We start from the raw sequence: 12364 nt of genomic DNA on the forward strand, positions 1-12364 counted from the left end.
TCGTCCAAAGACCGATTGAAAGCTCGGATTTGAACCGCTTGCAACGATTCGACTCAAAGAATTCTGTCGATGGTCTCTTTGGCACAAGGATTGTACCGTGGTACGATCCTCTTCTGCAGCCTCGACTCAATTTCGTGACGAGCGACGGCGACCGACGAAGGGAGCTCATCGCATGAAGGTGCTCATCGCCGATGATGATCGGAAGGTGGGGGCTAGCCTCCAACAGATTCTGAGCAGAATGGGATATAGTGTGGCAGCAGTGGCCGAGGATGGCCAGCGCGCAATCGAAATGTGCCGCCGCACACTGCCAGATGTGGCAATCCTCGACATCGAAATGCCCGGTCTCGATGGCCTTTCCGCGGCCCGACAGATCGCCCAGGATCCTGGAACCCCTGTGATTATTTTGACCGCGCACGGTCAGCCCGAACTGGTCGAAGCCGCAATCCAGGAAGGGGCGATCCAGTATCTTCTGAAACCAGTCACTGGTCCAGCACTCAACGCTGCCATTCAGATGGCTGTGGCCAAGGCCAGGGAATTGGATCAATACAAAAAACGGAGCGAGGAACTTGAGGCAACGCTCCGCGATCGAAAAATGATTGAAAAGGCCAAAGGCATTATCATGTCTCGAAAGAATTTGACTGAAGCCGAAGCCTTTCGTTTCCTCCAGCGCGAAAGCCAAGATCGCCGAATCGCGATGGCGAAGCTCGCCGAAACTATTGTTCATGCACACGAGTTGATTTGATTTTTCTGATGATTCTTGTCAATCGTTCCCCAATCGGCTCTCTCCAACCGGTTGACACAATGGCCGGTCGGACTGTAGCCTAAATTTGATTAAGGAGGAAAAATCTCGAATGATGAGTTTGAACTCCTCGTACGATGTCGGCAGTGATTGCTACTCTTGATCCTTTTGCCAGGCACGTGTTTTTTCTCTGAGAGATCGATTCGCCCCTCAGGCAACTGCTATGCATGGATGTGCTGAGTCCGCTCCCACACCGTTCGGGGGAGCCTTTAGGACGGTGCAGGATGTTCCCGAATTACGGGATATTCTTGCGGCGCTCAGCGATCATTTTGAAAAGCCCTTAATTGGCATTCGCGATGCCGTGGAGTCGCTCCTGCTGAACCCGGCCATCCCGCAAGCCGTGCAACCTCACCTAGCAACTGCAGCGACCATGTGTAACGATGTTGCAGTCCTCACACAACGCTATCTCGATTACATCGAGCAGGTTCAGGCATTGCCTTCACCACAATGTCTTGCCGTTCGACCCGATGAGCTACTCGTGGAGATTGACCGACAAGTCATGCCCGAAGCCTTTGGGCGAGGGGTTGCCTGGAACTGTGCGCTTGACGGACCGATTCGTCCGATCTTGACGGATCGAGTCCTCTGCCTTGAGGCCTTGCTGGAGTGGGCGGTGTTGGCGGTCGAATCCGCGAAACCGGGTGATTCGATATCGCTGGTCCTGACGTCCAGCCCGTCAGAGCAAGGTAGAACCAGCCGGCTGTCGATGGTCTCGACTGCGGAAGAATTGATCTCCAACTTCACCAGTCTCCGCGAAGACCCACTGTTCAGTCGTTTTGTTTGCCTCGAGGAAGTGGGAACGGATGCAGGCTCTCGGCTGGCATTAAGCCTCGAACGACTTGAGATGCTTGGGGTTGAGGTTCGATGCTTCGCAGCGGATGGAGAGCTGATTCGCTCTGCCGAGTTCACGTTTCCTGAAGCTCCGCGAAGCGCTCGAGGTGATGCCTTCAGCATGGATTTCAGTGAAACACTCAATGAGTGAGCTGGCCGCGTTATCGTCTCTGCCCACCGTAGGTCATACGAATCAGCGTGCCTTGACCTGGCTTGCTGAGAATCGAGAGAGTCCCTCCATGCCGACGCCAGATACTGTTTGCAAGACAAAGGCCGATCCCCAGTCGACCTGGTTTCGTTGAGAAAAATGGATCGAGTGCTTGTTCCTGGACCATAACATCCATGCCAAGCCCATCGTCCTCGATGATCAAACTCGTCCACTCCAATTCTTCAACCTGCGATCGGATTGAAATTTGTCCACCGTCAGGGCGGAGTGCCTCGATTGCATTGAGAAGCAGATAGCCAAACATCGATCGCAGTTGCGACGGATCACCTTTCAAGGTTGATATTGGCTTACTGTCAACAACCCAGGAAACGTTGGGGTACGCCAACGCCAGTTCGGAAACGACCTCCTGAATGAGACCAAACAGATCAACTGACTGATCGAGCGGTTGTGTCGAGGACCGGGTAAAGTCAATCAGACGACGAGCAACCCCTGAAGCTTTGACCGAAACGTTAACGATCAAGTCCACCGTTTCAGACAGCTCAGGATCCGACTCCGATGGACTCGACAGTTTGAGAATCTCGGCGTTGCTGACAACCGCACTGAATGCGTTGATGAGATGATGGCCCACGCTCGACGCAAGATGCGCGAGTTGCCGTTCCCGATCGGGTCCATAGGTCGTGGGTGTTGGATCTGGCATGAATCGAAGCATAATCGAACGCGAGTTCAGTTGCCAGCGACCGGAGGCTCTGGGTCATTGAACTCGCGGATTAACCGAGCTTCGATCCACGCTGCATAATCGCGAACACCACCACCCCGGCCAAACTCAGTTGCGAGGATCAAAAACTGTCCTCCCGAAACGTCCACATCCACGGCAATAGGGTCAACTCCCGAGGACACGGGAGGCGATGCATATCGCTCTTCCCCATCAACCAGCACCCGAAACACCACATTGCCAAGCGGGCCGGCGAGATCATCCAGTGCAACACAAGCCTGAAAGCGTTGATCCTGAGGCTGCAAACGGTAAGCAACCAAGGAACGACTTTGCGTTCCCAGACCTCGGAGAAATTGACGACCGTTAACGGTAATCGGGTGCCCGAAAACCGTCTTGTTTTTCTGGACAGGACGAGCCGGTCCCACATAAGCAACGGTCACCTCACGGGCCGCCTCAAGTTCCGAAAGATAAACAATCGTCTCGCTCAGAGCGTGTATACTGGCGATCCGATCGACTGGCGATTCAACCTCAACGCCAAAGCGTGTCCGACCTTTCATTCGGCCCTCTCGAACGCTGAGATCGACCAATCGAAGTCGGGTTGCATCGGTGAAGACAAGATCAAATGAGCGTCCCGGAATCTCGGGAATTTGCAGTAAACCCGGATCGAGCCCCACTGCATGCACCATTTCCTTAGGGAGCTTCTGCAGACGATTGGCGTCGAGGTAGGAGACTCCGGACTCGTCGAGCGCCGAAAAGGTCACATCTCGTTCGTCTCCATTGACCAGATAAAGACGGTCAGACTCGCGATCAGCACTTCGAAGGTCGAATAGGGTTCTCTCCTCTGTCTGAGGATTCAGATCGGGCATAATTGAAAAGCCAACGACCACCTCTAGTGGGATGCTCAACGCTCCAAAGATGGAAGACCTGACCGAAATGGTCCGTTCGTTGGCGGCATCGAGTTGCCCCCGAATCTGGTCGCCAAGGGGTAGCACCACGAGCGGAGCGTCTGGGACCTTCTGTGTCACGATCGGGCGATTTCTGAACAACTTGACCAGGTCCTCTCCCCGAAGCACATGATCCATGCCCTGTTCATCAACGAGAGCAATTTCGCCTTCGGGCGACATGGATCGAATTCGACCCGTAATAATCGATCCGTCAATGAAGAGCGCATCGAAGACCGGATCGGACGGGAGCGGATCTGGAGCGTCCTGAGCGGCCGAGCAGAATCCTGCCCCCACCAGCCAGAGCGTCCACACCCATCGCGAAGATCGAGAAGCAATTTTCATGGTTGCAGGAACTTCTCTTGCACTGATCGAGCAACAAAGGCTCGCATCGAGGAGGTCCCCAGGTCGATCCTGGATCAACCCTCGGAAACCGATTATCGCTGAAAGATCGGCAGGCAACTAAAGGGAAGTTGCAGGATGATCAGGGCCATTGCCGTTCCATAAGCCGGTCCAAACCCGTCGGACCAAGAACCATCGGGTTCCTGATCGTTGAGCAGTTCGTCTCGGATGGCGGGATACCACCGATTCCAATCATCACCACCTCGAATCCACATGGCCTGCGCCGCATAATAATGGCCATAAAAGTAATGAGGAAGTCGGCGAAGGAAACGATCATCGGGCCGGTGTTGCTTCAGATATTCGATTCCGTCGTCCACCGCTTGATCGTTATACACGGCAGCACTGTAAAGGGCCACTACCCCTGCAGCCGAGCGCGGGAAGGCACTCGAGCCGCCTCGTAACATGTAGCGGAAGCCCCCGTCAGGGTTCTGAGCCTGATTGACGTATTCGATGCACTCTTCGACCGTCTCCTTCGGCACGAAGAGTCCCGCGTTCCGAGCGGCTCTGAGCGCATTGATCTGACAGATCGTGACAGACAGATCCGCATCGTCCCGGACGGGCTGATAACGCCATCCACCTTCTTCATTTTGTGTGTCGATAATGAGTCGTACAGCTCGCTCTAGGATCGGGCGAAGCTCCGACCGACGGGACATACCATACGCCTCAGCGAGAAACAACGTTGCGAACCCATGCCCATACATCGGGTTGTTGGAAGGGGGAGGACTGGAAACAAAACCCGAGGCATCGGCACACGACATGACATACCCGAGTGCCTCATCGATGTACCTACCGTACGGACCTCGGCCCGGCGACGAGCCATTGCCCATGAAGGCCAGGCCCGCAAGACTTGAAATCGCCGCTCGATACGAACCGCTGCCATACGACCCATCGGGAGCCTGGTTCGCCCCGAGCCACGAAAGTCCATCATCGATGGCCCGGAAAGTCCGATCATCCACCAACTCCGCCGCTCCCTCGGGCACTTCCCCGGTCCGTCCTTCCCGAAATCCCGTATCCTGGCGACCCGAAACAGACGAAAGAGGACCTGCGACCGTTGCTCCGAATCCGGAAAACGCCAGTTGCGTGAACCGACGTCGTGAGAGGCAAGAAGAACGCTTAAACGGGTGTTGCCCCATGGTCGGAACTCCGGAATTATTCGAAAATCAACGGTCCCGTGGCGAAAATTACCGTTCCACGCCCTTCTTGGCCACCGACAGAAAATATCGCTCAATGAGCTCGCGACGTTGATCCAGCGGCATCATGCGGCTGACGTTCCCCATGACCTCTCGGAGCGAATCCTGAAGATGGCCCCACGAATCCTTGGCGTTGACGAGCGCGGGATTCTGTTCGGGAGTTTTGGGGGGAGCGCCGGTTTGTTCGCCGTTGTTCTCGCCGTTCTGATCTTGCCCTTGGTCTTGCGGTTGCTGACCCGCCATCTCGGTCTGCTGTTGTTGCCGTTGCTGTTGTTGTTGCTGCTGTCGGATACGACGGAGGAGTTCGTCGAAGTCGCGGACAATCTGTTCCTGCTGTTCCCGGGTCTGACCCCCGGTATCGAGTTCGGAAAGGCGTTTCTCGACCTCTCGCATCTTCTCCATGGTTTCCGAAAGGGGACCACCTTCTTTGGACGCCTGCTGACGCTGGTCTTCATCCTTTGGCGGATCGATTCGACCGAGGAGTCGTCGAAGATAATCATCGAATGCCTGTTCTTCGCGATCGAGCTCACCTCGGGCCTCATCCCGAAGGCGGTCGGGTCGGTCGGGCATTGCGTCGAGTCCCAGGTCCGACGGAGCCTGGCCGTCGGCGTCGGGTCGATCAGATCGTGGACCGATGAGACCTTCGAGCAGCTTGTCAACATCGGCCTCATCGTCCCCGAGAGGCGTGGGAGTCGATTTCTTGTCCTCGTCACTCGCCCCCTTCACGTCTGACTTGGCCTTTTCAGAGGGTTTCGTGCCTTGCTGAATCTCGTCCAGCAGGCGATCGAGGGCATCATCCTGGGCCGATGCCGTCAGGCCGCCCCCGAGGACCAGGGCCAGCGTCAGAATTAGGAATCGAGTCGCGGGCATGGGTCAATCCTCCAGTCCGTCGGGCCGCCGGGGACGAATAAGGTCACGAAGCAGGTCGGCGATCGTGTGCTGATCTTCTTCCAAACGAACGAACTCCTGTTCCTGAGCCTCCGACAGTGGTTCATCACGTTGCTTGAGTTCGTCCAATTCCAGGGTGCGGAGATTGATGTCTTCCTGCATGGCTTTGAGCATGCGAATCTGAGCCTCCGCAGGAATGCCGTCCCCCTGATTTCCCTGGCCGGGTTGCCCCTGACCGCCGCCTTGTTGCTGCTGTTGGCCGCCCTGCTCTTGATCCTCCTCATTGGGCGGATCAAGCGAGGCAACCAGCCGTTCGAGCCAGCGACTGGCATCTTCCTCGGCTCGTTGCGTCTCAGAACCCGTGTCAATCTCGCCAAGGTTCTCCGCGGCCTCTACCATCCGAGCGATCGCTCGTTCCAGGGAGAGCTTGAAGACCGGGGCACCATCCAGGCGTTCAGCCAGGGAGGCTGTTTCGTCCTTTAAGCCAGCCTGGGCACGACCAAGGTTGCGGACATCGAAGCTGTCGGCCCGGGAGAGTCGTCCGCCGCCCGCCCGTCGACGTGCTTCAAACGCTTCAGTTTCTTCGAGCAATCGCTTCTGACGATCATTGTACGCGCGAAGTTGGTCGCGAATCTTCGCAAATTGCTCCATCAGGAGGCGATCCTGGGCCTCCTGAATTGCCTGATCAGTATCGGCAATCGCCTGTTCGAGGTCTTTGAGCGCGTCTTCCTCATTGCGGATGGCGGCTTCGCCATCACCTTCATCAAGGTTCTGGCCGGCGTTCCCCATGCGAGATGCAGCTCTTGAACCGGCCCGGGCGGCCTGATCGGCTCGAAGTTTCCGAAGCTTTTGCAACTGACGGCGGAGCTCTTGCTCCAGTTGCTCCTGCTCCTTCGCAAGTTCCTGAAGGCGGGCGCGATCCGCCTCACCCCCCTGCTCTCCTCCGGCTTGTTGGCCCCCTTGAGCTTCTTCTCCGCCGGGCTGCTGACCCCCTTGGGGATTGCCCCCCTGCTGGCCTTTTTGCCCCTGAGCTTGGCGGGTCCGTTCGAGGAGATCCTCCTGACGGCGTTGAGCTTGAGCCAGTTCCGATCGGGTTTCTTGAAGTTGTTTGAGCAACCGTTCCAGATCATTTTCACGACGGTTCTTTAGGGCATCGACGAGGTCTTGCATGGCCTCGCGCCCCTTGTCTTGAGCCTGACCTGCTGGCCCCATCTGGTTTCGGCCGATCTGATCAGCCGCCTGGCCGAGTTCGGCCGCAGTGCCTTCGCGTTGAAGCTGTTGAAGGGCCTCCTTCATCGCCTCAGCCGCAAGTGGATCGCTTTCGGCCAATCCCTCGGTCAGCTCATTCATCCGATTGCTGAGATCCTGAAGTTCCCGAGAGACATCGCGTTGACGATCGGACAGATTCTGAAGGTCGGCCTTTTGTTCCGCGTTCAATTGGTCAGGCGTCTTGCCCATCAACGAGGGATCGGTGGCTCGTTGCTCGGTTTCTTTCTTTACGGAATCCTGATCATTAAGGAGCCGCTCGGCCTCGCGAGTCACTCCTCGGAGCGTTTCAAATTCGCTGAGACCCTGAAGCATCCCTTCGAGTTCTTGGGCAATCGCCTGCTGACTTTGCCGAGACTCATCGAGCGATTGGCGTGAATCAGACTCGCCGGGATCGCCTGGGTTGGAGGGTTGCGGCGCTCCCTCCGCGGCGGGAGCAGAAGGTTCGGACGGCTCGATTGGAGCGGTTTCTCCGGCAACCGCGCCATCGGCCTGACCGGCGGGAGCTTGTTCACCTCTCCGAGCATCCGGTTCGGCATCACCGGACTCTGCTCCCGGTTCACCGCCACGTCGCTGGCCTTCGAACTGCGGCTCAAGATCGCGGATTGCCCGAGAGATTCCCTGCTCGGCCGGACGAAGATGCTCGGCTCGAATCCGATCGACAGCCGCTTTCATCTGCTGCATTTGATCGGCGACCTCCGGGTCGGACATCCGGGAGTTTTCCATATCGTCCAGGAAGCGCTGGATGCGGTCACCCAGACCGTTACCCGACTCATCGAGCCGCCCGCCAACCTGTCGCTGCATGACGGACGCTTCTCGGAGCCGATCGCCGGTCTCTTGCTCAATCTGACCGGCAGCATCGAGTTCATTGATTGCCTCGCGGACGGGAGGCATGGCGAGTTTTTGCATCTCAAAGATCCGTTCGATTTCTTCTCGGATCTCTCGCCGACGATCATCCAGTTGTCCTCGATACTCCTCCTCGGAAATCACCCGGATTCGTACCAATCGGCTCCGGGTCAGGTGCGGCCCTTCGTCCTCGGGGCTGCTGTAGAAGTCTCGGGCCTCTCCAGAAACCGAGATGATCGAACCAGGAGTCACGTTCAAGGGCGCAAGCTCAAGTCGATGCTCCACTTCTTGGGAAAGCGAACGGCCTCCGTCGATCGACGCTTCTGCTGTCCAGAGGGGCACAACATGGTCCTCAGCCTCAGCCGATTCAGGCTTGGTGACCGTGTAGAGCAGGCGAACCAGTTGAAGTCCGTAGTCATCCTCTGCCCTGATTCGAAGAGGAACGGTCGCCGTGACCGGAACAGAGACATCAAATTGTGGTTCGACAATCAAGGCAAGCGGTGGTGTATCTGTGATCGTCCGGAGTTCGTAACGCGTCGCCTCGGGGTTGGAGAAGCCGTTCTGATCGCGGAGCGAGAACCAGAAAGATCCAGTTCCTTCTGCATCAATCGAGGCCAGCAATCGAGCGCCATCCTCCTGCATGGAAACCGGGATCTCAGTTGGCTCGTCATGAAGCATCAAGCGAGCGGAGCTTAATGGCTTGTTGGCCCGAGCATTGAACTGAATGACCGAGCCCTCAAGTGCTCGGATCTGGGTTTGGTCGGAGGCAAGCGTTTCCACGGCGGCCTCTCGCTCCGCATCGGTGGCGAATGGCCGGGTGTATGCCGGAGGCACAAGTTGAACCTGAACCTCATCGAGCGAGGGAGGTGGGACCACGGCCACATTCACCCAATCGGTGGTATCGTCTCCCGCAGTGACATAGAACCGAAACGACTGATTGACCGCATCGAGACGACCGTGAAACGTACCTTGCTCATCCGGTCGAAGAGCCGAGTTGATCGTCTCGCCATCTTCGAATCGGTAGATGATCCGCGCCGATCCGGGAGGGCGGCCTCGGAGCGCGCTGTCGAAGAGCTTCAATGGAGGGGCGACATGACTCAATACCTCAAACCATGCCCGAGGAGGCACCACGGGAAGTTCTCGACCGACACCCGCCTGGGCGGTCAGTTCGAACGGCATACCCCGGGCGAGTTTGGTCGGAGTTTCTGCGATTTCCAGTTCGGTTCGCTTGGGCCAGGCAACCTCATCGAGCAAGAAACGTCGGGCAGCAATCGACTGAAATTCTGGTGCGATGAATGTTTCGAGGAGAAGCACAGCCACGGCCCAGCCTGCAAGCGACCCAGCCAACCGCATTGGCCTCGGGTCAAGGATGGCCTGAAAATCAAGACTCTCAATGTCTCCCATCGCCTGAGTGATGGTGAGTTCCCGAAGCGCCTCAGACCCGTAACGACCATCGGCGGCATCAGAAGCGCCTCTGGCCTTGAGAAATTCAATGGTGCTTGAAAGGCGATCGTTGAGATGCGGCCATCGACGTTCAATCAGCAATGCGAGCCGGAGATCATCGAACGGGAACAGCAACGGACGGATGAGTTCTCGCCATGCGACCAGCGCCACGACGACCCCTGCGACGACAAGCGTGACCACCCGAACGTTCCACGTGAGAGGCACAAACCAGTCGATCCAGGTCAGCGTGATGAAGGCCATGACTGCGGCAAAGATCGTCCAGCACAGGCCCCTCAAAATGAGGACCCGTCGGAGGCGACCTCGGAGCCCGGCGATTCGGTGATCGAGCGTTTCCATCATCTCGCCGCTCCTCTCACGTGGAGAACGTTCCGTTCCAGAAGTCCTGAACCGTTTCGTGTGATACTCATATCATTTGTTTACGCTTACGCAAGACCCATTCCGTGGTCAACAGACCCAGAAACAGGGACAGCACACGCCAGTCGTTCCAGAGTGGAATGGGTGGGTCTGTGTCGAGCGGGATCTTGCGTGCCGGTGGAAGGTCATCGAGGAGATTTTCGGCCTCAAGGATTGAACGGTACTCTCCCCCCGAGAGGGACGCGGCCCGAATGAGTTCGGCCTTGTTGAGCTGAACACGATCGCGTTCATCGGCCGGAGGCTCGATTCGGAATTCGGCTGTTGGGATTTCCCCCTCCAGCACTGGCGGAGGGAGCAGTCGAACGCGATAGTCCCCAGGCACCGGATTGGAGAGAATGCCCTCAAACGAGTCGGCCGAGTCCCCCGTCGATCGGAGAACCAGGCGTTCGGGTGGGCGGTCTCCTCGCTCAATCTCGACCGCGACCTCTCCCGATCGAGGGGCAAGGCCGGCGCTCAGGAACCGAGCACGCACGAGAACCGGCTGATCCGATTGATAGATTGATCGATCGGTGGCCAGTTCTGCCGGGCGGTCTCGGCTCAGACGAGAGCGAGCCATGAAGCGGATGGTCTGCACCCAAAATCGTCCGAAGTAGCGGTCTGCGGTTCCGATCCGCCAGCGCCAGGTGTCGTCCAACCCGAAGTATAGTGACTTACCTGCCCCGACAAACTGATAGGCCACCAGCGGCACGGGACCGTCTGCTCCGACCGCCGAGGGATGCTCGGCCAGGACGAAGGCAGCCGGTTGCTTCCGAGGAGACTCCAAGAACCAGTAATGAAGCGGAAGGTTTTCCCAAATTTCCACGCTCACGGCTTCTTCGTCTGCGAGCCGGAAAATGGGACTCGCGCGGCCGTCGGCGGTAAGGTTCATCCGAAACGGTTGAACCGAATCTCCCCCCTGAAAGGGATTTCGAGCTCCTGTCAATTGTACGGGGATCAACGGCTCCAAAGGCGTCCCCTGATACGAAATCGGGTTAAAAAACTCTCCCGATGCGAAAACGAGCCCGCCCCCTTCTTCTGTAACGAAATCCGCGAGCAACTGGAGTTGTGAAGCGCTGAAGTAAAGTGGATCGGCATCCCCTAGAATCACCACGTCGTAGCTAAAGAGGCCATCGTCTCCCTCCGTCGCCGTCGGAAAGTTCGGCAACGCCACAATGTCCTGAGCGCTGTACTCGGGGTCGGCTGTTTGCAGCACCACATGGAGTTCGATCGACTCGGGTCGGCGTTCCAGAAAGGTCTTGAGATATCGATATTCGTATCGTGGCTGTCCATCGACTAGAAGGACCTTGATCTTGTCTTCCCTGACGGCGATCGTGCGTCGAAGGCGATTATTTTCGACCCCGTCTTCTCGAGGCTGTGCCTCGGCAACTACGACATAATCAAACCGTCCGGTTTCCTGTGGCAGATAAACGACCTCGAACGGGACAGCCTGACCATCGGCCGGGGCTTCTACCTGCACTGAGGCCACCTCTCGACCACTGGCAAGAGCATCATCCCCCGAGTCCGGAGGAGTCTCGAACAGCCGAATAGTAATTGGCAAGCCTTCGAATCCTCGGGACGAGAGCTTGGCATCGAACCGGACGGAATCGCCGACAAAGACCACATCATCGACCACGAGATCCGTCACAGCGAGGTCTCGCGGAGGCGTGTCATCCCCCACCCCGATGGTAAAGATGGGAACCCCTTTTCGAGCCGCCAGTGGAGCGACATCCGAAAGCGACTCCCCTCGTGTCGACTGACCATCGGTCAGGACCACGATCGCCGTAGGTGGTGCCCCCCGAAGTTCTGTCAATACCTGGCGAACCCCCGTGCCCAGTAACGATTGCTCGCCGGTCGCCTGGACCCCGTCGACCGCTGCAAGGGCCGCTTTAACATCTTCGGGATGATCAACCTCAGCCAGCTCTCGGGCTGACCCGGCCATCAAATAGAGTCGGACCCGATGCTGATCCTGAAGCGACTCGAGCAGTGCCCCATTCTCCCGGCCGAGCCAGGATCGCACGAGCGAGAATCGGCTGACATCGGCTTGTTCGGTCTCTGCGGCAAGTTGCCCAGCGCGTTCGACGATTTCGGGGTCGGCATACTGGTCTTCACGAGCCATGCTCGCCGAGTCGTCCGCCATGATGACCAGGTAAGGCAGATCCACCCGCTCAACCACCAACACTGCCTCGGCGATCAGAAACATCGTCAGCAGAAGCAAACTGATGCGAAGGCTGGCCAGACCAAGTCGATAGAGGATCGAGCCCCCACGCTCGCTCAGGTAAAGCCGTACGATCAGGAACGTGCCGAGCAGCAGTACCAGGAGCAAAAGGCCCTGCGACCAGGGACGTTCAAAGCGAAGCAATGGCGTCAGTTCCTCTCCGGGAGCGGCCGGAGAGGCACCCATCTGAAGCGCCAGGTTGCGAAGCAGCGATTCCATCGTCCCTTTGCCTTCCTTCGGCACGTTCGGTCACG

Annotated in this window: 8 protein-coding genes; 2 read left to right on the forward strand and 6 right to left on the reverse strand. The window is 57.6% G+C overall.

Annotation, left to right across the window (positions count from 1 at the left end):
* Window positions 1-172 precede the first annotated feature (172 nt).
* Together HG800_RS10795 and HG800_RS10800 are read left to right on the forward strand one after the other, a co-directional pair.
* Window positions 173-742 (forward strand): ANTAR domain-containing response regulator, encoded by a 570-nt coding sequence (locus HG800_RS10795; protein ID WP_152050158.1) that lies wholly within the window; start codon window positions 173-175, stop codon window positions 740-742.
* 274 nt (window positions 743-1016) lie between these two features.
* Window positions 1017-1778, forward strand: a complete 762-nt coding sequence (locus HG800_RS10800; RefSeq protein WP_169976637.1) for a hypothetical protein — start codon at window positions 1017-1019, stop codon at window positions 1776-1778.
* A 10-nt stretch (window positions 1779-1788) separates the two neighbouring features.
* On the opposite strand, the gene HG800_RS10805 is transcribed toward HG800_RS10800, so the two are convergent.
* The 6 genes from HG800_RS10805 to HG800_RS10830 all read right to left on the reverse strand — a co-directional run bounded on the left by HG800_RS10805 (window position 1789) and on the right by HG800_RS10830 (window position 12329).
* Window positions 1789-2490, reverse strand: a complete 702-nt coding sequence (locus HG800_RS10805) for a sensor histidine kinase (RefSeq protein WP_169976638.1) — start codon at window positions 2488-2490, stop codon at window positions 1789-1791.
* A 26-nt stretch (window positions 2491-2516) separates the two neighbouring features.
* The gene (locus HG800_RS10810) at window positions 2517-3791 is read right to left on the reverse strand and encodes an NPCBM/NEW2 domain-containing protein (RefSeq protein ID WP_169976639.1); all 1275 of its coding nucleotides are present in this window, start codon (window positions 3789-3791) and stop codon (window positions 2517-2519) included.
* A gap of 92 nt (window positions 3792-3883) precedes the next feature.
* A complete protein-coding gene (locus tag HG800_RS10815) occupies window positions 3884-4804 on the reverse strand; it encodes a prenyltransferase/squalene oxidase repeat-containing protein (protein ID WP_206352211.1) in 921 nt (306 codons plus the stop codon).
* Window positions 4805-5029: 225 nt separating this feature from the next.
* Window positions 5030-5908 carry a hypothetical protein gene (locus HG800_RS10820; protein WP_169976641.1) on the reverse strand — a complete coding sequence of 293 codons (879 nt, stop codon included), beginning with the start codon at window positions 5906-5908 and terminating at the stop codon, window positions 5030-5032.
* 3 nt (window positions 5909-5911) lie between these two features.
* Entirely contained in the window at window positions 5912-9841 is a 3930-nt protein-coding gene (locus tag HG800_RS10825) for a DUF4175 family protein (RefSeq protein ID WP_169976642.1), read from the reverse strand.
* Between the two features lie 64 nt (window positions 9842-9905).
* Window positions 9906-12329, reverse strand: coding sequence for a VWA domain-containing protein (locus HG800_RS10830; protein WP_169976643.1), 2424 nt, complete (start codon window positions 12327-12329; stop codon window positions 9906-9908).
* Window positions 12330-12364 lie beyond the last annotated feature (35 nt).

The sequence above is a fragment of the Tautonia rosea genome, assembly GCF_012958305.1.
Classification (GTDB): domain Bacteria; phylum Planctomycetota; class Planctomycetia; order Isosphaerales; family Isosphaeraceae; genus Tautonia; species Tautonia rosea.